Raw genomic sequence first — 20,967 nt, 5'->3', positions numbered from 1 at the left:
ATGCGTATTTTTGTCACGGGTGCAACAGGGTTCATAGGTCTTGCAGTAGTTAAAGAGCTGATTTCGTTTGGGCATAGTGTTCTTGGGCTTACCCGCTCCGAAGAGGGGCGTGGATTACTTTTAGGTATGGGAGCCGATGCGCATCACGGTTCACTGGAAGATATCGACAGTCTTCGCCGCGGTGCGGAAGATTCCGATGCAGTCATTCATCTTGCATTCATTCATGATTTTTCTAAATTCTCGGAGAATTGTCAGAAAGATAAGGCTGCCATTGAAGCAATGGGAGAGGTGCTCGCAGGTTCGGGCAAACCTTTCATAGTCACTGCCGGTGCCGGTGGACTCGCTGGCGCTGGAATAACCGCAACCGAAGAGTTTGAGATCCCCTCAGATTCAAAACTGCCCCGTGTTTCCGAGCAAACGGCAATGGCTCTTATCTCAAAAGGCGTAAGCTCCGCAGTTGTGCGTCTGCCGCAGGTGCATAACACGGTCAAACAGGGATTTGTCTCATATCTGATAGCGCTGGCACGTCAGAAGGGTGTTGCCGCATATGTGGATAACGGCTCAAACAGATGGTCTGCGGGGCATATTTCAGATGTTGCCCGTCTTTACAGGCTGGCGCTTGAGAAACATGAAACGGGTGCTCGATATCATGCTGTGGGAGAAGAAGGGGTGTCTATGCTGGAAATAGCGGAAAATATCGGTCGGGGACTTAAGATTCCCGTGGTATCAATGACAGGTGAAGAGGCAAAGGGATATTTCGGCTGGATGTATAATTTTGTGTCAAATGATATGCTGGCTTCAAGCATCCTGACACAGAAAAAACTCGGCTGGGTTCCCTCTGGCACTGGTATGATAGAAGACCTTAAAAACATGAATTATACAGTATAAAAAAAGGCAGCCGAAAGGCTGCCTCTATATGTTGTTTATTCGCTTCCCATAGCATCCATGATGCTTATCTTTTTGTATCCTGCGGGGATAGAGAATTTGCCGTTTTCAATGGGTTTTGTGGAAACCGATTGCAGAACGGTAGTGTATGAATCCGCAGCGCCTGCACTCATGGGAACTCCGGGGATGCTGTGAACCGTCTTTTCATAGATCACATAGCCCACTTTTTCGGATATTTCGTCCAGTTTCGTGCGTACCGGATCAACGTTGCCCTCAAAATCCATTACTTTCAGCCAGTTTTTAAGTGCCGCTCCGTTGATTTCGTTCAGGATAAGCTGACGAACCTGCGGCGAAACGCATATCTGTGAAGTTGCGGGCTGGTTCTGCAGACCGACTTCATACCTGTCACAAGCATAACCGCCATATTCCCCTTTTCCAGTTTTCTTAATGACAACGGGAGCCTTTGCCCCGTTTTCCATATTGAACTGCTTCACCATTTCGGGGTCAACCCCCTCCATGTCGGCCTTGTTCATTTCTGCAAGTTCCTTAAAGGTTGCCTTGAAATATGTTTTTCCTTCCGGATTAAACCCGTAGACGGTCTGGGTTTTCAGGTCGGTGATATTAAGAATTTGTCCGTTCTCCTGAACGGCTACCCTGTTCTTTGAAAAGTAGCTGGTGGAGACAACTCCGTCAGTTTTTTCTGTCAGGGTCACGTCGGCAAAAGCATACATCGCAAAAAATGTTAATACAGTTACCAGAAGACTCTTCATATGTGATGCTCCGTTACACACAAACGTTATAAACCAATTATATGATACCTTATCTGCATAGATAAATAAATAGTCAAACTTTATCGGACTGGTAAAAATCACGTTTTCCGTCTCTTTTTTGTGTTATAATCCCAATTAACTGATACTGTTATTTATAATTATTTTGTTTTGTATTGATTGACCTTTAATTGGAGTTTTACCTTGAAGGACAGTAAAAGAGTTGTTTTGCTCTTCATACTTCTATCAGTTCTGACCATCGCCGTCGGCGCTGCTGTTGCCGTGTACTGGTACGAAAATACCAAGTCCATTTATGAACAGCGTCTGATGGAGATAGTGCGGGCGCGCAAGGATATCTTCATATCCGTTTATGCCAGATTTTATGAAGACAACCCGGAAACTGCGGCGGCGGACGCCATTGATGTACTCAGAAAAAGTTTCAGCCCGACAGTATATAAAAGGTATTCCACTGAGTTTTACACCGCCTCGCTGACAGGCGGCAAATTTGCCATTTTAAGCCACAGCAGGCGCGATAATCTGGACGACCATTCAGGCGATTTTTCAAACGTTCCGTCGGATTCGATACTTGCCATGGCTCTTTCGGACAAAAGCGGACTTACATCCGCAATGGATTTTACCGGAGAAAAAGTGCTTGCCGCATATGACCATGTGGATATCGGAAACGTTCGTTACGGTATGGTGGCAAAGATAAAATATATAGATGTAATATCTCCAAAAACAAGAGCGGTGGTTTCGTCGGTGCTTATGGCGCTGGTGATAATTGTCGGCGGCGGTCTGGGTTTTTACATATTCTCCTCGCGCCGTGTGGACAGGCTGGTTAAGGCGAAGAAGGAACTCGAACTTTATGGGAACATATTCGACAGTCTGGACGAATATGTCGCTTTTTTGGATAAGAATATGAGATACCTGTCTGCGAACAAGGCGTATCTGACCATTCTTGATGAGAAACAGGCAGAGATCATAGGAAAGCCTTTCGGCGAAAAAATGAAAAAGACCCAGATGGACGAAATACTCTCGCCGTACTTTGCAAAGGCACTCAAAGGCAGTTTTGTATCGTTTTCCGGCTGGTTCACTCTGCCGGGCAGAGGAGAAACGTATCTGGATGCATCTTTTCTGCCGCATATAGTTGACGGGGAAGTACAGGGAATAGTCGTGCGCGCCAGCGACAGAACACTGGAGGCAGTTACAAAAGAGGCTCTTATAGCCCGTTCCAGAGAATTGCAGAGACTTACTGCCGATCTTGAGGAGAGGGTACACGAGGAGACTGCGAAGCGTATGATGCAGGAACAGCTTTTTTTCGAGCAGAAAAAATTTGCTGATATGGGACAGATGATAAACGCCATCGCACACCAGTGGCGTCAGCCGATAAACTCGGTTGGATTGTATATTCAGCTTGTATACGAAAGCTTTAAGGATAAATCTCTTGATGAGGATATGCTGGAGAATTTTAAGACGGATTCCATGAAGCTCATCCAGCATATGTCAAAGACCATAGATGATTTCCGCAGTTTTTTCAATCCTCGCAGCGAAGAGACCTCTTTTGAGGTTATAAAGGCGGTGATAGACACCGTTTCGCTGGTTGAGGCACAGCTTAAAAACGTTTCGATTGATTTTGCAGTAACATGCAGGTGCAAAGAACGCGATTTTGAGGTTTGCAATAACCTGCTGCGCCCGCCGTGCGAACTTCCCGAAACACTTGTTAACGGGTTTTCATCCGAATTCCGTCAGGTGCTTATGAATCTTGTTCAGAATGCGAAGGATGTTCTTCTCGACAGACAGGGTAATAAAAAGGTTACGATTGCAGTTTCCGCAATGGACGAGAACGTGACGATATCTATCTCAGACAACGGAGGCGGTGTGCCGGAAAGCATAAAGAAAAAGATATTCGATCCGTATTTTACCACTAAACCTGAGGGCAAAGGCACAGGGATAGGGCTTTATATGTCGCGGCTGATAGTTGAAGAACACATGGGCGGCAAGATATCTGTATATAACGACGAAATGGGAGCAGTATTTGTCATTGTGCTGCCAAGGGTCAGCCCGAAGATCAAGAAACTCAATCCGCCAGTGTGATTGTTCCTTTAAGGTAGTCTGCGCATTTTCCGGCTATAAGCACCCTGTCATAGTCGAGAGTACAGAACAGCAGTCCGCCGCGTTTTGACACCTGCCTTGCGATCAAAAGCTTTTTGTTCAGCTTCTCCGTCCAGTAGGGTGTGAGAAGACAGTGTGCGGAACCTGTTACCGGATCTTCGTTTATGCCGATGTTCGGGGCGAAGAACCTGCTTATAAAATCGCATGAAGAACCTTTCGCAGTAACCATCACTCCCCTGAGAGAAAGTTTTTTAAGCGACGCGAAATCCGGTTTCATATCAACGATATCCTGTTCTTTCTCGAATACCGCCATATAATCCGCACCCGCATAGACCTCAACCGGTTTGCATCCCAGCGCTTCTGTCAGACCTTCCGGTTCTGCGCAGGGTTCGTACTGTGCAACGGGGAAATCCAGTTCAAGGATGTCGCCTTTGTTTTTAACTCGCAGTGCTCCGCTTTTCGACTGGAATTCTAGTATTTGTCCTGTGAAACCTTCGTGGTGGAACATCACATGTGCAGAGGCAAGGGTTGCATGTCCGCAGAGATCTACTTCTGCTTCAGGTGTGAACCAGCGGATGTGGAGTCTGCCTTCGCGGGTGAAGATGAAGGCTGTTTCAGAAAGGTTGTTTTCGGCGGCTATCTTCTGCATCAAATCATCGGAAAGTTCAGCTTTCAATGGACATACGCCGGCTGGGTTTCCTCCGAACACGTTTCCTGTAAATGCATCCACCTGATAAAATGTGATTTCCGCCATGTTTTAACCTCTTAATAGACTGCTTCGCTTCGCTCGCAGAGACCGCTGAGGGTCTTTGCGAGGAACGAAGTGACGAAGCAATCTTTTTTATATATCCTGAATTTTAAGAACGATTTTGCCGAAGTGCGCGTCGGCTTCCATCATTTTATGCGCTTCCACGACCTTTTCAATAGGGAAAACGTCAGAGATGATGGGGACTATGCTTCTGTCTGCGAATTTGGGCAGTGCGGTCTTTGTGAATTCCGCAACGATCTCACCTTTCATGGGTACCGGACGGCTTCTGAGAACGGAACCGATTATCTGCTGACGTTTTACCATCATCAGGGCTAGGTTGAGTTCCGCCTTGATGCCGCTGATAACGCCTATGATTACAAGCCTGCCTGCATATCCCAGAGAATCCATGTTGGGTTTCAGGTATTTAGCGCCGACGTGGTCGAGTATCACGTCCACGCCCTTTTTATTGGTGAATTCTTTAACCGCTTCGGAGAAGTCGGGAGTTGTTGTATAGTCAATAACCAGTGCCGCGCCGAGTTTTTTGACTTCCTCAATTTTTGCGGGAGCCGCTGTGACAATGTATTTTGAATCGGGAGCCAGTGCGTTCGTAAGCTGTATCGCGGCAGTGTTGACGCCGCCGCCGCCGCCGTGGAAGATGGCGGATTCGCCGTTTTTCAGTCCGCCTATCATGAAGACATTTGAAAACGCCGTGATGTATGATTCGCAAACGCATGCAGCCTCTTCGTATGTCATGGAATCGGGGATAGGCATGAGATGACATGCATATGCAACGGCATATTCGGCATAACCGCCGCCGCCGACCAGCGTCATTACCCTGTCGCCTTTTTTCCATCCTTTGACATCCGCGCCCAGTTCTTCGATTACACCTGCGACCTCAAGTCCGAGGATCTCGGAATCGCCTGCGGGGGGCGGATATTTGCCCTCGCGCTGAACAAGGTCGGGTCTGTTGATGGATGTTGCGGCAACTTTTATGAGAACCTGATCTGCCGACGGTACAGGTTTTTCCGCCTCGCCCACATACATGTTCTCTGCCGGTCCGAATTCTTTGAGCAGGACTGCCTTCATTTTTGTACCTCCAATGTATCTTTAAACAAATAGTAAAATAAGCTGTTGAATACAGCGTTAGTTTGGCATAAAAAAGCTGTTTTGAAAATATGAAAAAAACCTCAGAGCGACTTAACACTTGAAATTTACGGTCAACAGTTTAAAATCGGTTCTTTACACAGTTTATGACAAAAAGATAATGAGATCGCTTCGTTGTTTTATTCCTCACGAAGATTTAAACCGTCTCTGCGAGGAAGCCGGAGGCTGACGCGGCAGTCTGCTTTTAAAAGGTGAGTTTATGAAAAAGATATTAGCAGTTGTTCTTTCACTGGTGTGCTTTTCAGCATACGCGGCGGGCGGACCCAAACAGATAGGTATTTCCCAGATAGTTGCGCATCCCGCTCTTGACGCCGTTCAGAAAGGTATCATCGACGGTGTTGAAAAATGCGGACTTAAAAACGGTAAAGACGTTGTTTTCGACGTTCAGCTTGCCAACGGAAACATGGTGACGGCTGGTCAGATAGCCGATAAATTCATCGGTGCGAAAAAGGATGTTGTTGTGGGCATAGCCACCCCGACGGCTCTTGCTCTTGCAAGTGCATACATGAAAAATTCACCCAAAACACCTGTTATCTTTTCGGCAGTGACCGATCCTGTCGGTGCGAAGCTGGTGAAGGATATCAAAAAACCAGGCGGAAACATCACAGGCGTGAGCGACATGCTCCCTATAGACACACAGTTTCAGCTTATCTACGACATGGGACTTAAACCAAAGGCAGTGGGCATAATATATAACGCAGGCGAGCAGAACAGCCGTTCTCAGCTTGATCTGACCAAAAAGGCCGCCGCCGCCCGCAAGGTTAAGCTGGTTGAGCGCGCCATCGCAAGCTCGGCTGACGTTGCCGCGGCTACAAACGGGCTTATGGGGCAGGTTGACGCAATATTCATAACAACCGACAACACAGTGGTTTCCGCACTGGAATCAGTGTTTAAGGTTGCCAACGCAAACAAGGTTCCCGTCTTTATGTCGGATACGGATTCCGTTAAACGCGGCGCTCTGGCGGCGAGGGGTTTCGACTATTACAAACACGGTCTCCAGACAGGTGCAATGGTTTGCAGAGTGCTGAAAGGTGCTAAGCCTGCAGACACTCCCGTTGAGTTTCAGCACGACCTTCAGCTAGTTATAAACGCCAAAACAGCAGCTCTGATCGGTTTTAAAGTTCCCGCTGTAATGCTTAAAAACGCTGACGAAGTTATAAAATAATGACGACATACGCTTTACTGGGAGCCGTTGAGCATGGACTTATGTTCAGCCTCATGGCTCTCGGTGTTTTTCTTACATTCCGCGCTCTGGATTTTCCAGACCTGTCCGTCGACGGCTCTTTCCCTATGGGTGCGGCAGTCTGTGCAGTTTGCATCACAAAGGGGATAAATCCTTATGCCGCTGTTGTTGCCGGCGGTTTTGCCGGAGCCGGTCTCGGTTTTGTTACAGCTTTTCTCAACACTAAGCTTAAAATACTGAATCTGCTTGCGGGTATCCTTACGATGATAGCGTCATATTCAGTCATTCTGCGCATTATGGGTATGCCGAACCTTCCGCTTCTGGGATATGACACCATCTTCACACCCATTGAGAATCTCGGGTTTTCACCGCAGATAGCCGCGATAATCTTTTCCGCATGTGCGGCAGTTCTGGCAGGGCTGTTTCTCATATGGTTTTTCCATACTGATATGGGGCTTGCGCTCCGTGCTACGGGCGACAATATGAAGATGGTGCGCGCGCAGGGGATAAGCACCGACAGAATGATATTCATCGGCGTTTCGTTCAGTAACGGTCTGGTTGGGCTTTGCGGTGCGATAGCGGCTCAGTCCCTCGGTTTTTCCGATGTTAACATGGGCATAGGCACCGTTGTTGCGGGGCTTGCGTCTGTCATAGTCGGCGAGGCGGTGCTTTCAAGCCGCAGTGTTCTGCGTGCTGTTATAGGCGTCATTCTCGGTTCGATGATATACCGCATGGCGATAGCCTACGCGCTTTCTTTCCAGATAGGTGATTTCCGCTTCTCTCCCGGCGACCTGAACATGATCACCGCGGTGATAGTCGTTGCGGCGCTGACGTTTCCGGGGATGCGCAGAAAGGTTGGGGTCGGAAAATGATAGAGCTTGTAAACGTACGCAAGGTATTCAACCCGAAAACGGTAAACGAGAACGTCGCCATAAAGGGGCTTAACCTTAAGATAGAAAAGGGCGAGTTTGTTGCAGTGATAGGCAGCAACGGAGCCGGAAAATCCACTATGCTTAACCTGATAGCGGGGATACTGTCGCCTGACGGCGGGCAGGTTCTTGCAAACGGCAGAGACATAACTGCGCTTGCGGATTATAAGCGGGCATCGTTCATCGGCTCTGTTTTTCAGGATCCGCTGAGCGGAACTGCGAAATCCCTTACCATAGAGGAAAATCTGGCGATAGCCCTCAAAAGGGGGCATGGCAGATGGTTCCGCAAGGGCGTGAACAGGAAAAACAGGCAATTTTTCACAGAAAAGCTTGCGACACTGGGGCTTGGACTTGAAAACAGGCTTAAGAGCAACGCAGGGCTTCTTTCCGGTGGTCAGAGACAATGCCTCACACTTCTGATGGCTGTTATGGCGAACCCGGAAATACTGCTTCTGGATGAGCACACGGCGGCTCTTGACCCGAAGACTGCTGAACTTGTTATGAGTCTTACCAGAAAGCTTGTGGAGGAGATGAACCTGACATGCCTGATGGTGACTCACAACATGAAACAGGCGATAGAGTTCGGTTCGCGCATTATCATGATGCACGGCGGCGAGGTTGTCGTTGATGTCAGCGGCGCCGAGAGGCAGGGGCTTAAGGTGGCAGACCTTATGCACATGTTTGAGCAGGTGCGCGGCGAAGGCATAGAGGACGATAAACTTTTGCTGTCTTAGATAAAAATGAAATCGCTTCAGGCTGAAGCCTTCGCGAAGACTAAAACGGAGGTGAAATAGTTTCATTCATTTTCAATCTTAATCTTACATTTCTTTGATATTAAAAACAAGGCGATGCTTTATATTTAATAAGCGGCAAAACTCCGTTGCGAGGCGTGTCATGTCAGTTCAGAAGCGTACCTTTGTTTTTATCACGGCTATTATTGTGCTGATTTGCACCATATACACCGGTCTTCTGGAGTATGAGGGCGCACGTCAGGCAGCAAAAGCGGCAGAAGAAAAGAAAGAGGTCATATCCGGTCTTTACAACGATTTCCCCATTCGCATCGACAAACTTTTAAGCCAGAAAACAAGAGAATTAGCTTCGGACAGAGATGTCGTTTCAGCCCTGAAAAGAAAAGACCGAACCGCATTGTCCGCCGCCGCATATAATCTTTATGACAGAATGGCGGACGAGTTTAACCGCGAAAAGATCATCATGAATTTTATAACGCCGGACGGCACAGTTCTTTTGCGTATGTCGGCACCGAAAAAATACGGGGATATTCTGAAAGGAAGCCGGGTTCTTTTGGACAGGGCTGCTGAAACAGGTTTCGGACAATCCGGAACTGAAGAGGGGCTGAGCGGGGTTTTCATACGCAATATCCTTCCCATCTACTCCGAAGGCATATGCATAGGCTACGCGGAGACGGGCGTTATCATTGATTTTCTGGTAAAGCGCATAAGCTCAACAATGAAAATGGACGGCGCTGTCATTATTTTCAGCAGATTTGCCGACATGATATCAGGAATAACCGACTATACGAGATTCTCTGACAGATACATGCTTTTCAGCACGGACGACGTGCTTTTCCGTTCGATACTCAGCAGTTTCTACGAGAGCGAGGGAAAGGATGTCCATGAATCTTACCAGAACAGAAAATATCATATCATAAGCGGTATAGACATACCGGATGTTACGGGTACCGTAATCGGCGAACTGGTTTTTCTGTCCGACGAGACGGGGCAATATCATAAAATGATGCGTCATATCGTAATTTCCGCGCTTATCGGCGTGTTCATAATTGTCATCTCAATCCTGGTTATGAAGCGTAACTTCATAGACCTTATAGGCGATCTGGAATACAGACATAACAAGATTGAACAGCAGCTGAAAGATTACAGCCGGAATCTTGAAAATCAGATGGACACTGCGCTTGAGAAACTGGCTGAATCCGAACAGACCATACAGAACAGAAAAAAGATGTCGGATATAGAACGCATAACCGACGCTATGTCCCAGAAGATTGCAAAGCCGCTGTCTTACATGAAGAACAGCATACAGAAGATGGAAAACAGTGAAACCGCCAAAGAACAGCTGGCACTGATTGCGGAGATGGAGCAGTATCTGGACGAGGTGAACAGCTATTTCCGCAAATACGACGGAAAAGAGGTGTTTGACGTTTCCGAAGAGATACAGGCGCTTCTTTACATCATGCGCAGTCACCTGAAACAGAACGATATAAAGGTCTATCTTACTGAGAAGGAAGCTGTCAGCATGGAGGTTTTCGGGTACAGAGGCGAGTTTAAACAGGCGCTGATGAACATTATAACCAACTCTGTGGACGCTCTGAAAGTGAAACATCCCGACTCGGTTGATTTTGAAGCGGCTGTCCGTATAAACGTTGAGGTGGACGGCGGGAACGTTCGGGTCGCAGTTACGGACAACGGAGGCGGCATAGACAATATCGCAAGGATATTTGACTCCGGATATACCACGAAGGGGAGCGGATACAGCGGTCTCGGGCTTTTCATTACTAAAAATATAATCGAAAAACATATGAACGGGCGAATCTATGCCCACAACACAGACGACGGTGCGTCATTTATCATCCTTGTTCCTGTCTTCCAGTCCTGACACTTGACATTGTGTCCCGATGTGCAATTATATGAAAAACTGCATGTAATATGGGGGCGGAATGTCTGAAAGATTCGATACGGCAGCAAAAAAATGGGATGAGAAACCCCGCAGGATCGAACTGGCAAAAAAGGTATGCGCGGCTATAAAGGAACGCGTGAAAATAGACCGAAACAGCAGGCTGACAGATTTCGGAACCGGAACGGGGCTTATCCTTCTGGGGCTTTCGGATATTGCAGGCAGCCTGACCGGGCTTGATTTTTCAAAAGGGATGCTCGACGTTCTGAGAGAGAAGGCGAAAGCCGCGGGGATAGATATCACCACCCGCGAGTTTGATATAGAGAAGGATGATTTTGAGCCGGAGGGCGCGGACATCATCACGGCGAGCATGGTCACCCATCACCTTAAGCATCCTGAAAAACTTTTCAACAAGGCTTACAAAGGGCTTTCTAATGGCGGATATCTCTGCGTCAGCGATCTTTGCGAAGAGGGCGGGGATTTCCACGATAACCACAGCGAAGTGCATCATCACGGATTCAGCATGGCTCTTGTGAGAGAGCTTTTTGAAAAAGCGGGATTTAAGGATGTTGTCATTGCAAATGCGGCGGAGATAAAGAAGGAGAGAGGCGGCGTTGTCACCGCCTATCCCGTATTTCTGGCAACAGGGGTCAAATAGCCTCTGCCGCTTCGTTTTGTTTTTTATCTCTGAGCAGATGCACCAGAAGATATACTATCGGTGTGTCGAGAAGCGCTATCACAAGTTTCACAGCCCACTGTCCGAGAATGAGCGGAATGACAGGCATCTGTCCGTAGAACGCTATCATGATAAAGATAACCGAATCCAGAAGCTGTGACATAGCTGTTGAGAGGTTGTTGCGTATCCAGAGGTGTTTGTCACCTGTTTTTGCTTTTATGAAGTGGAACAGCCACACGTCATGGTACTGGCTTATGAGATATGCTGCGAGGGACGCAACTATTATCCGTGATGAAGATGAAAGTACGGACGTGTATGCTTGCTGATTCTGCCAGAAAGGTGCAGACGGCAGCGCAACAGATATCTGTATAAGTACGGCGACCACCGCAAGGCTTATGAATCCGCCTGTCACAATATTGTTGGCGGTCTTTCTTCCCCAGACCTCTGTTATCGTGTCGGACATTATGAATGTCACGGAATAGGCGAGTATACCCGCCGGGACAACAACTCCCGCTATCATGATTATCTTGCTGGCGAGAACCGAAGCTATCGTCAGTGATGAAATAAACACTGCCGTGAGTACGGCAAGACTTCTGTCGTTCATTTTTCCCTCTTTTTGGTGTATAACTGCGGAATATATCCCCATGCGGGTTAAAAATCCAGATAAATATGAGGCTGACATGCGTTACTGGCTAATGAAATCAGAACCCGGGTGTTTTTCCATGGAAGATCTGAAGGCTCTGCCCGAAAGCACTAGTCCGTGGGACGGCGTGCGAAACTATCAGGCGCGCAACTTCATGCGCGACGATATGAAGATCGGCGACAGGGTGCTCTTTTATTATTCAAACTGCGATGAACCCGGTGTTGTGGGGCTTGCGGAGGTGGCGAGCGAATCCTATGCTGATTTCACAGCCTTTGATCCGGCAAATCAGCATTACGACCCGAAATCAATTCCTGAAAAACCCATATGGATGATGGTGGACGTTAAGTATATTGCGAAATTCGACAGGCTCGTCAGCCTGAAAGAGATAAAAGCGGATGGCAGACTTTCCGGTATGGAGCTGGTTAAAAAGGGTTCCAGACTGTCCGTTCAGCCTGTTTCCGCAGAGGAATACGGAATAATATTAAAGATGGCGGGATACAATGAGAAGAAGTGAAAAACAGCTCACGGACGACCAGACTAAGGAACTGCTTAAAAAGGGCGAAGTGATGTATCTTTCGCTGGCGGACGAAGGCACGCCTTACGGAGTTGCGATGAACTACGGATATAAGGACGGAGCCGTTTACCTGCACTGCGCATATGAAGGGCGCAAGATGGATATCATAAAGAAAAACCCGAAGGCGGCTTTTATGGTTGTTTCTTCAAGCGAGCTGATAAAGAAGGAAACGTCTTGCGGCTGGACATGCGCCTTCACCAGCGTTATGGGAGACGGAACCATAGAAATCATTGAAGGCGATGCGGAAAAACGTGCGGGACTGGACGCGCTGATGGAGCATTACGGCAAAATGGAGAATACCTATGCCGATAAGATGGTGGAGAGGACGTGCGTCCTGAAACTGACTATAGATAGCTGTACAGGCAAAACCTCTCCAGCTCCCGTAAAAGGTGAGTGAGATGTCGAAGGATAAGTTTCCCGTTACGCAGGCGATAAGGGTTCTGCGGGACAATAAAGCGGATTTTGAGCCGCATCTTTATGATTATGTTGAAAAGGGCGGAACTAAACATTCCAGCGAGGCGCTTGGGGTGGACATGCATATGGTTATAAAGACCATAATACTTGAAGACGAGACTAAAACCCCAATAGTTGTGCTGATGCACGGCGATAAAGAAATATCGCTTAAAAAGCTCGCAAGGGACATCAATGTCAAAACTTTAAAGCCGTGTGAACCGGATACGGCGAACAGACATACCGGATATCTCGTTGGCGGAACCTCTCCGTTCGGTACTAAACGCGCTATGAAAGTATATATGGAAAAAACCATCGCAGCTTTGCCGGAAATATATATCAACGGAGGCAAGCGGGGTTTTCTGGTGAGCATCAGTCCTGCCGTGGTTACAAAGATATTGAAACCTGTGGAAGTTGAAGTGGCGATAGACAAATAGCGGGTATTTTGTTTTGACTAAGGTGCGTAACGAAGTTAAACTATATTATTCTATGTCTTTGTAAATATGGGATAACTAATGAATGAACATGGTGCAGTGAACAGTCGTATAGTGTCTTTAGGGGGATTCTCACTCCTTTTTGCGTACATTCTTTCTTTCCTTTTTGAAGGGAGAGCTCTCTACAGCGTGATGGAATTTTACGGAGTTCAGGAGGGCAGTCTTGTTCTTTCTGCAATAGTTGCCCATTTTGCGGGGCTCTTCACATGCGGTTTTTTCGTTAGTTCACTCCGCAGAGCGAAACAGGTTGTTCTTATCGGTATGGCGGTCAGTTTTATCTGCACTCTTCCTTTCTATTTCAAACCGTCGGCTCTATGGTTCGTATCGCTTGTTATAGCGGGCTATTCGTCTGCTCTGGCAGTCGCTTCATGGGGATATTTCCTGAAGACATTTACACCGAAAAAACAGCGTATAAAGACTTGCGCTGATGTCCTGATATACTCCAACATCATTATGATACTGGTTAATATGTCCGCTGTACATATATCGCACACTGTCGGGCTTACCTTTTCGCTTGCCTGTATAGCGGCAGGTGCCGTTTTAATCCGGAAGCTCCCTTCCGACGTTCAGGAGAAAAGGTGCTGCGAAGCGGGCGGCACAAAGAAACCCATGCTCATATTGTTTCTGTTCGTTTTTGTGATCACAATAAATTCTGGTCTGATGTACGAGGTTATGAATCCGGCTTTCGGGCATCTTACAACGCTGACAAGCTGGTACTGGGCTGTCCCCTATATTGCTGCTCTGGCAGTGATGCGCAACCTGCCGGGCAGGATAAAGCGTTATGTGATACTCTATGTCGGTATGGCGACCATAATAGCGTCGTTCATCTGTTTCATGCTTCTGGGCAGAGGCGTTGTTGACTATCTCATAGTAAATACTCTGATGTTGGGTGCATGCGGTATATTTGATCTTTTCTGGTGGAGTATAATTGGTGAAATGCTTGATTATACAGACAATCCGGTGAAGATGTTCGGAATGAATCTTTCAGCAAACGTTCTGGGAGTGCTATGCGGCGGCGCTCTGGGGATGTTCATTACATCCGCTGGGCTGGCTGATTCCGAGATTGCAGTGATAGCCCTTACGGTGGTTTGTATAACACTTGCGATGCTGCCGCTTCTGAACCGCATGCTTGTCATGAAGCTCAAAAGTCACGCGTACCTTGTGGAAGAGGATTATGTCACAGAGCCTGCACAGGTTCAGGAGATAAGCGTCTTTGAACCGCTGACTGCACGCGAACAGGAGGTTCTGGAGCTTATTCTCACAGGAATATCAAACAGGGCGATAGCCGATTCTCTGAACATCAGCGAAAGCACTGTCAAAACCCATGCGCGCAGTATCTTTTCAAAATACAATGTGAATACGCGTGCGGAACTTATCAGCCTGCTTCTTAAAAGCAGATAGGCTAACTATCTGATAATTTACTCTCTCATACTTTAGTATTAGATATTTCCTCTGAAATTTCAGCCTTATGGTCGATGTTTTTTCCGTAATTTTTATTTAAGCTCTGTTATGAATGACGATACTGCAATAACAGCGGCGGCGAAGAATAAAAAAGCGGAGAAAACAGCGGAAGCGGCTTATCCGGTTTGAACCTGAGGACGATCGCAATGCCCCTTCTATATCCGGAAATGGGTGCGGATGTTGGCAGCAATTTTTCCGGTGTGTTTGCTCATGAAGGGACAGAGAGGGCGTTGTTTGCGTTTGGGGCGTCGGTTATACGCTCCGGTTTCCGGAAGAGCGCGGATATGGTTTCGGGTTATGTTAAAATTATGGAATAGACCTCTTTATAGCGTGTAGAATACAAACTGAGTTCTCTGCATATTCAAAAAGGCATGCATTGATATAAAAAGATGCCGATATGTTATTGCGCAGACCTTCGGGTTCTGTAGTAAAAAAAGCGGGTGTGAAATCCCGCTTTTTTTTTCGAGGTATGATATGAGCAAGCGCAGCGGAGTTCGCAGCATCCGCAGCGCATAGTATCCGTTCAGAGAAATTTTGAAAGCTCGGCAAGCTCTCTTGCTGCCGTTTTGTCCAGCCGCGCATCTATACTGTTTCTTATGTATTGATTCTTCGCGTTTATTACCGCTTTTGAAACCGCCTGCATCTGCTGGGCGACGTTCAGTTCCGCATCACCTTCAATCAGCATTTCGATGACTTTTGATAAATGCCCGTTCGCTCTTTGCAGTCTTTTAACGATATCCTCGTTTGCCGTCTGTTCCATGAGAATATCCTATCCTATAGGATAGGATATGTCAATCAAAAAATATAAAAGTCGTTTGAAAATCCTTGACGCAATATAGCCGAAAGTGCATATTTGGAAGGTGATACTTCGGAGGATGAAAATGAAAAAAGTGATCTTTCTGCTTATAGCGCTTATGTCTCTGTTCCTTCTGTCCGGTTGTTTCGGCAGCAAGGAAAAAACCGAAAATAAACAGGGAATACAGACAGTCTCAAAAGGCTATTTAGAGGAACTGAAAAAGCAGTATGCAGGAAAGACCCTGATCGTCAATTTCTTCGCTTCGTGGTGTCCCCCCTGCCGCGGCGAAACACCCGATTTTGTTAAAGCGTATGAAAAATATAAAGACCAAGATTTCGTTATAGTCGGTATCTCTGTGGACAAAACAGCAGAGGACGCACAGAAATTTGTAGATGAGTTCAAGATAACCTACCCCGTTGTTCACAGCGACGACAGCCTTGGCATGGAGATGAGCGTTAACACCATCCCCGTTTCCTTTATTTTTAAACCGGACGGCAAGCTGTTCGACAGGGCTGAAGGTCCCCTCACAGAGAACCAGCTTGAATATATCGCCACAAAATTAAAATAAGTGCCGGATTTGCCATTGATTTTATGTTTGGCAAAACTATTTTTAACATAGGTATTACGCTTGATCCGGAGGAATCTTAATGATAGAGACAACGGTTAAATGTGTCATCAGAGAACCACTTACGTCCAGATACGTTCTTTTGCTGGAAACCCTTTGCGGACACTATCTTATCCCTGTCAATGTCGGAGATCTCGAAGCGGAGTCCATTTACTGCGTTTTAAACAGGATCAACACCCCCAGACCCATGACATATGAATTCATAGCACGCATCATAGACAGCATAGAGGATGCGAACATTGACCGTGTTGTAGTTGACAGGTACGAACAGGGCAACTACAAGGCGAGCATCTATGTTATATGCAGCAAGTCCGAGAAAAAGATAGACTGCAGACCATCCGACGGAATAGCTCTTGCCATGCGTATGGGTGTTCCGGTTTATGTTGAAGACGATATCCTTTGCCCCACCTGTTGTGTTGACCGCACCAACATCAATGAAAGAGACAACAAAGTTCTCGCCAATCTGATAGATGATCAGGATGGTCCTCTCTGGCACATCTGAAATCATACGTCCGCTTTTTTATGTAATAATATTTAATGAAATTGCCGTTTAAGTTTTTATATGTGTATAATAAGTATGAGAGCTTATTTGATTATCATTTCGGAGTTTTCCGATGGAGAAAGATTTTTTTAGATCCATTATTAATAAGGCTGATTTCGGGTATGTGCTTCTAAGTTCCGCTGTTGCTGATAATTTCCAAAAAACTGTCATTCTGGATGCAAACGAAGCTTTTACAGCTATGACAGGATGTCCTGTGGAAAAACTGATAGGCAGTAACGTTGCGGATCTCTGCTGCCTTTTCTTTAAAAACGATTTTGAAAACGTTGTAAAAGATGCGATAACCATTCCGGTTTTCTATTTTGTTGCCGAGCTTGACAAAGGATTTCACATCGAATCGGTGAGATCCTCAGACGGTGAACTTGCGCTTATAGTTCGTGACGACAGCGAACTGTCATCCGCAGTCACAGTTCTCAGAGAGAAACAGGAACAGCTCCGAACTCTTATAAATGCCACACCGGACATTATCTGTTTCAAAGACAGCAAAGGACGCTGGCTGGAGGCGAATTCAAGCTGTCTTACCGCTTTTTCACTCAGAAAAGATGATTTTACCGGTAAAAACGATCAGGAACTCGCAAACTACACTCTTCCCATATATAAAGAGGCTCTGGAAGCCTGTGCCAATTCGGATGAGACGACATGGGAGAAGAAGGTGATTAACCGCGAAGAAGAGATTGTTACAATGCCGGACGGCACTGTGCGGGTCTTTGATACTATAAAAGTCCCGCTTTTCTACGATGATGAGAAGACTATGCGTAAAGGTCTGGTGGTTCTCGGAAGAGACATAACCGACCTCAAAAATGCATACAACGAGATAAGAAGGCAGGCGGGACTTATAAAATCTCTGTTCGATATCATTCCCGATCTTATCTTCTATAAAGATATGAATGGAGTTTACCTCGGATGCAACAAAGCGTTTGCGGATTTTGTAGGTGAAGAACCGGACACTGTAATCGGAAAGACAGATTTCGACCTTTTCGGCAAAAAGGTTGCGGAGGAATTCATAGCAAACGACAGGATCATGTTTGCAATGCGCCAGTCGCGCCTGAATGACGAATGGGTTGAGTTTAAAAACGGTTCAAGACACCTTATGTCAACAGTTAAAACTCCTTTTTTGGATGCCGATGGTGAACTTGTGGGTTTGTTTGGTATAAGCCGCGACATAACCGAGCTTCACAGGCAGTCCTGCGAGCTTCAGGATATCAACCTGAATCTTCACGCCACTATTGCCAGAGAGACTGAAAAGAACAGAAAATATGAGCAGATACTTTTTAATCAGAAGAAACTTGCAGATATTGGCAACATAATAAGCGCCATGGCACACCACTGGCGTCAGCCTTTGAACGCACTGGGGCTGTATATTCAGGATATCTGCCAGACATACAGGGACGACGGTCTGGACAATGACTACATAAAGGGATTTGAAAGCACATGTATGCATCTCATAGGAAATCTCTCATCAACTATAGACAATTTCAGCGAATTTTTCAGACCGCAGGGCAACAGTTCTGCTTTCAGGGTAATGTCTGAGGTTCGTGAGATACTGAAAATATACGAAGCTAAACTCGCTTATCATGGGATAACGTTTAACGCTTCATGCATCTGCGGTTCAAACTTTATGGACTGTCAGGGATTTTATGAAAACATGGGGTGTGAGTATACCAGCGTTGTGGTTGACGGATATAAGGACGAGTTCAAACAGGCTTTCATCAATGTTCTTCAGAATGCTGTTGACGCAGTGGATGAAGATTTCGATGAAAACGGCAGGGAAAAGACCATTTCGATTGACGTCGATTTGGACGGCGATCGTATTGTAATAAAAATATTCAATAACGGCAAGACCATACCTGAATATGTCGCGGAGAGGATATACAACCCGTATTTCACGACAAAGGGTGAAGGCAAGGGTACCGGCATCGGGCTGTATCTTACTAAGAATATCATTGAGAACTACATGCGCGGGAAGCTGTATTTTGAGAATACTGAAAACGGAGTTGTGTTCTGCATTGTTCTGCCTGTCAGGAAACCTGATCCGGTTTCCCACTCAGCCTGAAATCCATCACAACGGTGAGTCCGCCAAGGTGATTGTTGAATGCCGCTACCTTGCCGCCGAGGTTCTGTTCAGTGAGAACCTTGACCATATAGAGACCGATACCGGAAAACTTAGCGTCGTTCTTTGTTGAGAAATAGGGTTCAAATATCCTGTCGAGTATCTCAGGCGAAACGCCTGTTCCGTTGTCTTCCACGCTTATGGTTACCCTTTCATCAGAACATACTATGTTGATTGCTATACTGCCCTCCAGCTCCGGTTGCCTGCTCATACGTTCGATTATCGCTTCGTAACTGTTGTTCAGTATATTCATCAGCATCTGACGGAATTCCCCCGGCTGGCCGTAAAGCGTTATTTCGTTGCATCTTCCGCAAGACAGGCAGGGTGAAAAATGTATGTCCGGTTCTCTTCTGCACATGAATTTTGTCTTTATGTTCTTTGAGGCTATGTGTACTGAAAGCAGCGCGTGAGTGTTTTGCAGTTCATCCACAACATTGAATTTTTCTTTTCTTTCGCCTGTTTCAAAAAACAATCTGAAGTTATCTATTGTATCCGACATCTTTTTTACAAGCAGCATGGCGGTCTTTTCATAATCGGTATATTCCGGGGAAGTTTCATCAATATTTAATGCATCCGGTATTGATTGCAGCATTATGCCCAGTGCATTCAGAGGCTGCCGCCACTGGTGGGCGATTGCGCTGACCATCAGACCCATATCCGCCAGCTTTTTCTGTTCCGCCAGAATATGCGACTGCCGACGGTTCTTTTCAACCTCCTCTTCAATACGTTTTTCAAGGTTTCTGTTCATTGTTTCAAGTTCAAAGTTGAGTTCTTTTAGTTTGTTTTCCATTTCGATTGAGTGAGTTATGTCGAGACAGTTGAACAGAAGCGATCTTTCGCTCATTTTTACAGCCTTTGCCATCATGGCGATCTCTTTTCCTGTCCTGTTGACGACGTATAAAACGCCGGAGTTGCTGCCTTCATGGAAAGCTTTTGAATAGAACTTATTTATGTCGTTGCGTCTGTTATCCGTTACAAAATCGTAAAGGCTTTTTACAACCAGTTCGTTCTTTGACGTGCCGGTCATATCAAGAAATCGCTTATTTGCATCCGTAAAGATTTTTGAATCATTCGTCGTGAAAATGGACATGGGTGAGTTATCTATGTATTCCTTATGCTTCTCTTCACTTACAAGGAGTTTGTTGATTGTGAGTTCATGTGCCTTTTCAAGTGTCCCTACTGTTCTGTTGAAACCGACACGGATAAGCATAAGGGATATGATACAGAAAACCATGGTCATAAATACAACGCTGAGAGTATACGAAAGCATTGCAGAAACGTCGGATGTGACGTCTTTGGCGTATATAAAGCGTCCAGCTTCCCTGCCTTCCGCAGAGTAGAAACGCATGTCGTCTGAAATTCGGTAATGCATGTTCCCGATGTTAACCATATCCGGCAGTTTGTCATAGTTCTGTACAGAATTGAGCAGCCTTCTGAACATGGTCTGGTCAGTGTTCTGCATGAGAGCGTATCTGCCGTATCTGGGCATGCCCTCCAAGAGATTTGTATCTGTGTTGGCAAGCACAGCCATGCTGTAGCCTGTGGATTGTTCCATTGCTCTTCCGTAAAATTCGAGCGAAGTGCCAAGCTCGACCACACCTACCAGCTCGCCGCTATTGTAAATAGGCAGAGCGGAAAACTGGAGTATCTTATTGGTACATAGTTCGTAAGCATTGCCTGCGGCTTTCCCTGAAAGCTCGTTCAATGCGGCGTCAGAGATCGGTTTAGGACAGTGATCCGTTCTGCGGTCACTTGAGAAAAGGAGCCTGCCGTCTTTTGCCACGATACGGAAGACAAATACATCGTCCGGGTATTCAAAATCAAGTGCATTTGTGTGCATGGACATTCTGCCCATTAGAAGCGGTATGTTTCTGCTTACCACAGCTTCTACGAGAGATGAATCATAAATAATTCTGCTCAGGTTTGATTTAAGCACCCGCGAAAGCTGCGATGTAAGAAATCTTTGATTGTTCTCCACTAAATAGCCTTCCTGACGCATGGCGGAAGTGTATTCGATGTAGCGTACCGTTATGTTTGAAACCGCAAAAAGTACACATACAGTTATAAGAACTATACTGACATAAATGAATATTTTGTGTTTAATCCCTTGGTTATATTCCATAGTGAAGTATAACCCGCGGA

20 protein-coding genes are annotated in these 20,967 nt (G+C 46.3%); 14 read left to right on the top strand and 6 right to left on the bottom strand.

Annotation, left to right across the window (positions count from 1 at the left end; all coding sequences use genetic code 11):
• Complete coding sequence (locus LRY47_RS04755) at nt 1–888, top strand: SDR family oxidoreductase (RefSeq protein WP_295223054.1); 888 nt, start codon at nt 1–3, stop codon at nt 886–888.
• A 35-nt stretch (nt 889–923) separates the two neighbouring features.
• Here the strand turns inward: LRY47_RS04755 and LRY47_RS04750 are convergent, their stop codons facing one another.
• On the bottom strand, nt 924–1,655 hold the full coding sequence (locus tag LRY47_RS04750) for a hypothetical protein (protein ID WP_295223053.1): 732 nt from the start codon (nt 1,653–1,655) through the stop codon (nt 924–926).
• A 201-nt stretch (nt 1,656–1,856) separates the two neighbouring features.
• On the opposite strand from LRY47_RS04750, the gene LRY47_RS04745 reads away from it, so the two are divergent.
• A complete protein-coding gene (locus tag LRY47_RS04745; RefSeq protein ID WP_295223052.1) occupies nt 1,857–3,746 on the top strand; it encodes a PAS domain-containing sensor histidine kinase in 1,890 nt (629 codons plus the stop codon).
• Here the strand turns inward: LRY47_RS04745 and LRY47_RS04740 are convergent.
• Nucleotides 3,730–4,518, bottom strand: a complete 789-nt coding sequence (locus tag LRY47_RS04740) for a PhzF family phenazine biosynthesis protein (RefSeq protein WP_295223051.1) — start codon at nt 4,516–4,518, stop codon at nt 3,730–3,732. The two genes, LRY47_RS04745 and LRY47_RS04740, sit on opposite strands and share 17 nt — an antisense overlap.
• A gap of 87 nt (nt 4,519–4,605) precedes the next feature.
• Complete coding sequence (locus LRY47_RS04735) at nt 4,606–5,598, bottom strand: NAD(P)H-quinone oxidoreductase (RefSeq protein WP_295223050.1); 993 nt, start codon at nt 5,596–5,598, stop codon at nt 4,606–4,608.
• Between the two features lie 277 nt (nt 5,599–5,875).
• On the opposite strand from LRY47_RS04735, the gene LRY47_RS04730 reads away from it, so the two are divergent.
• The 5 genes from LRY47_RS04730 (at nt 5,876) to LRY47_RS04710 (ending at nt 11,095) form a co-directional block, all read left to right on the top strand.
• Nucleotides 5,876–6,841: an ABC transporter substrate-binding protein gene (locus tag LRY47_RS04730; RefSeq protein ID WP_295223049.1), complete on the top strand. Its 966-nt coding sequence runs from the start codon at nt 5,876–5,878 to the stop codon at nt 6,839–6,841.
• A complete protein-coding gene (locus LRY47_RS04725) occupies nt 6,841–7,731 on the top strand; it encodes an ABC transporter permease (RefSeq protein WP_295223048.1) in 891 nt (296 codons plus the stop codon). Before LRY47_RS04730 ends, LRY47_RS04725 begins: the two co-directional genes overlap by 1 nt.
• The gene (locus tag LRY47_RS04720) at nt 7,728–8,522 is read left to right on the top strand and encodes an ABC transporter ATP-binding protein (protein WP_295223047.1); all 795 of its coding nucleotides are present in this window, start codon (nt 7,728–7,730) and stop codon (nt 8,520–8,522) included. Before LRY47_RS04725 ends, LRY47_RS04720 begins: the two co-directional genes overlap by 4 nt.
• Nucleotides 8,523–8,682: 160 nt before the next feature.
• Nucleotides 8,683–10,419: an ATP-binding protein gene (locus LRY47_RS04715; protein WP_295223045.1), complete on the top strand. Its 1,737-nt coding sequence runs from the start codon at nt 8,683–8,685 to the stop codon at nt 10,417–10,419.
• A 61-nt stretch (nt 10,420–10,480) separates the two neighbouring features.
• Nucleotides 10,481–11,095, top strand: coding sequence for a class I SAM-dependent methyltransferase (locus LRY47_RS04710; RefSeq protein ID WP_295223044.1), 615 nt, complete (start codon nt 10,481–10,483; stop codon nt 11,093–11,095).
• Here LRY47_RS04710 and LRY47_RS04705 read toward each other — a convergent pair.
• The gene (locus LRY47_RS04705) at nt 11,088–11,717 is read right to left on the bottom strand and encodes a queuosine precursor transporter (RefSeq protein WP_295223042.1); all 630 of its coding nucleotides are present in this window, start codon (nt 11,715–11,717) and stop codon (nt 11,088–11,090) included. The two genes, LRY47_RS04710 and LRY47_RS04705, sit on opposite strands and share 8 nt — an antisense overlap.
• Before the next feature lie 76 nt (nt 11,718–11,793).
• On the opposite strand from LRY47_RS04705, the gene LRY47_RS04700 reads away from it, so the two are divergent.
• From LRY47_RS04700 to LRY47_RS04685, 4 genes are all read left to right on the top strand, one after another.
• Nucleotides 11,794–12,270 carry an EVE domain-containing protein gene (locus LRY47_RS04700; RefSeq protein WP_295223041.1) on the top strand — a complete coding sequence of 159 codons (477 nt, stop codon included), beginning with the start codon at nt 11,794–11,796 and terminating at the stop codon, nt 12,268–12,270.
• Nucleotides 12,257–12,727 carry a pyridoxamine 5'-phosphate oxidase family protein gene (locus LRY47_RS04695; RefSeq protein WP_295223039.1) on the top strand — a complete coding sequence of 157 codons (471 nt, stop codon included), beginning with the start codon at nt 12,257–12,259 and terminating at the stop codon, nt 12,725–12,727. Before LRY47_RS04700 ends, LRY47_RS04695 begins: the two co-directional genes overlap by 14 nt.
• Before the next feature lies 1 nt (nt 12,728).
• A complete protein-coding gene (locus LRY47_RS04690; protein WP_295223037.1) occupies nt 12,729–13,217 on the top strand; it encodes an aminoacyl-tRNA deacylase in 489 nt (162 codons plus the stop codon).
• 189 nt (nt 13,218–13,406) lie between these two features.
• Complete coding sequence (locus LRY47_RS04685; protein ID WP_295223035.1) at nt 13,407–14,675, top strand: helix-turn-helix transcriptional regulator; 1,269 nt, start codon at nt 13,407–13,409, stop codon at nt 14,673–14,675.
• 583 nt (nt 14,676–15,258) lie between these two features.
• On the opposite strand, the gene LRY47_RS04680 is transcribed toward LRY47_RS04685, so the two are convergent.
• Nucleotides 15,259–15,495 (bottom strand): metal-sensing transcriptional repressor, encoded by a 237-nt coding sequence (locus LRY47_RS04680; protein WP_295223033.1) that lies wholly within the window; start codon nt 15,493–15,495, stop codon nt 15,259–15,261.
• Between the two features lie 121 nt (nt 15,496–15,616).
• Here LRY47_RS04680 and LRY47_RS04675 point away from each other — a divergent pair, with 121 nt between their 5' ends.
• From LRY47_RS04675 to LRY47_RS04665, 3 genes are all read left to right on the top strand, one after another.
• Nucleotides 15,617–16,099, top strand: a complete 483-nt coding sequence (locus LRY47_RS04675) for a redoxin domain-containing protein (RefSeq protein ID WP_295223031.1) — start codon at nt 15,617–15,619, stop codon at nt 16,097–16,099.
• Between the two features lie 79 nt (nt 16,100–16,178).
• Complete coding sequence (locus LRY47_RS04670) at nt 16,179–16,658, top strand: bifunctional nuclease family protein (protein WP_295223029.1); 480 nt, start codon at nt 16,179–16,181, stop codon at nt 16,656–16,658.
• Nucleotides 16,659–16,770: 112 nt separating this feature from the next.
• Nucleotides 16,771–18,768: a PAS domain-containing sensor histidine kinase gene (locus tag LRY47_RS04665; RefSeq protein WP_295223028.1), complete on the top strand. Its 1,998-nt coding sequence runs from the start codon at nt 16,771–16,773 to the stop codon at nt 18,766–18,768.
• On the opposite strand, the gene LRY47_RS04660 is transcribed toward LRY47_RS04665, so the two are convergent.
• Nucleotides 18,734–20,947: an ATP-binding protein gene (locus LRY47_RS04660; RefSeq protein ID WP_295223026.1), complete on the bottom strand. Its 2,214-nt coding sequence runs from the start codon at nt 20,945–20,947 to the stop codon at nt 18,734–18,736. The genes LRY47_RS04665 and LRY47_RS04660 overlap by 35 nt on opposite strands.
• Nucleotides 20,948–20,967 lie beyond the last annotated feature (20 nt).

The sequence above is a fragment of the Seleniivibrio sp. genome, assembly GCF_021209385.1.
GTDB lineage: Bacteria > Chrysiogenota > Deferribacteres > Deferribacterales > Geovibrionaceae > Seleniivibrio.
This window is presented reverse-complemented; position numbering and strand designations above follow the sequence as displayed.

Excerpts from the sequence above, each read along its gene's own strand:
- LRY47_RS04755 (WP_295223054.1), top strand. The coding sequence starts at position 1 with ATGCGTATTTTTGTCACGGGTGCAACAGGGTTCATAGGTCTTGCAGTA.
- LRY47_RS04750 (WP_295223053.1), bottom strand. The coding sequence starts at position 1,655 with ATGAAGAGTCTTCTGGTAACTGTATTAACATTTTTTGCGATGTATGCT.
- LRY47_RS04740 (WP_295223051.1), bottom strand. The coding sequence starts at position 4,518 with ATGGCGGAAATCACATTTTATCAGGTGGATGCATTTACAGGAAACGTG.
- LRY47_RS04735 (WP_295223050.1), bottom strand. The coding sequence starts at position 5,598 with ATGAAGGCAGTCCTGCTCAAAGAATTCGGACCGGCAGAGAACATGTAT.
- LRY47_RS04730 (WP_295223049.1), top strand. The coding sequence starts at position 5,876 with ATGAAAAAGATATTAGCAGTTGTTCTTTCACTGGTGTGCTTTTCAGCA.
- LRY47_RS04725 (WP_295223048.1), top strand. The coding sequence starts at position 6,841 with ATGACGACATACGCTTTACTGGGAGCCGTTGAGCATGGACTTATGTTC.
- LRY47_RS04720 (WP_295223047.1), top strand. The coding sequence starts at position 7,728 with ATGATAGAGCTTGTAAACGTACGCAAGGTATTCAACCCGAAAACGGTA.
- LRY47_RS04715 (WP_295223045.1), top strand. The coding sequence starts at position 8,683 with ATGTCAGTTCAGAAGCGTACCTTTGTTTTTATCACGGCTATTATTGTG.
- LRY47_RS04710 (WP_295223044.1), top strand. The coding sequence starts at position 10,481 with ATGTCTGAAAGATTCGATACGGCAGCAAAAAAATGGGATGAGAAACCC.
- LRY47_RS04705 (WP_295223042.1), bottom strand. The coding sequence starts at position 11,717 with ATGAACGACAGAAGTCTTGCCGTACTCACGGCAGTGTTTATTTCATCA.
- LRY47_RS04700 (WP_295223041.1), top strand. The coding sequence starts at position 11,794 with ATGCGTTACTGGCTAATGAAATCAGAACCCGGGTGTTTTTCCATGGAA.
- LRY47_RS04695 (WP_295223039.1), top strand. The coding sequence starts at position 12,257 with ATGAGAAGAAGTGAAAAACAGCTCACGGACGACCAGACTAAGGAACTG.
- LRY47_RS04690 (WP_295223037.1), top strand. The coding sequence starts at position 12,729 with ATGTCGAAGGATAAGTTTCCCGTTACGCAGGCGATAAGGGTTCTGCGG.
- LRY47_RS04685 (WP_295223035.1), top strand. The coding sequence starts at position 13,407 with ATGGAATTTTACGGAGTTCAGGAGGGCAGTCTTGTTCTTTCTGCAATA.
- LRY47_RS04680 (WP_295223033.1), bottom strand. The coding sequence starts at position 15,495 with ATGGAACAGACGGCAAACGAGGATATCGTTAAAAGACTGCAAAGAGCG.
- LRY47_RS04675 (WP_295223031.1), top strand. The coding sequence starts at position 15,617 with ATGAAAAAAGTGATCTTTCTGCTTATAGCGCTTATGTCTCTGTTCCTT.
- LRY47_RS04670 (WP_295223029.1), top strand. The coding sequence starts at position 16,179 with ATGATAGAGACAACGGTTAAATGTGTCATCAGAGAACCACTTACGTCC.
- LRY47_RS04665 (WP_295223028.1), top strand. The coding sequence starts at position 16,771 with ATGGAGAAAGATTTTTTTAGATCCATTATTAATAAGGCTGATTTCGGG.
- LRY47_RS04660 (WP_295223026.1), bottom strand. The coding sequence starts at position 20,947 with ATGGAATATAACCAAGGGATTAAACACAAAATATTCATTTATGTCAGT.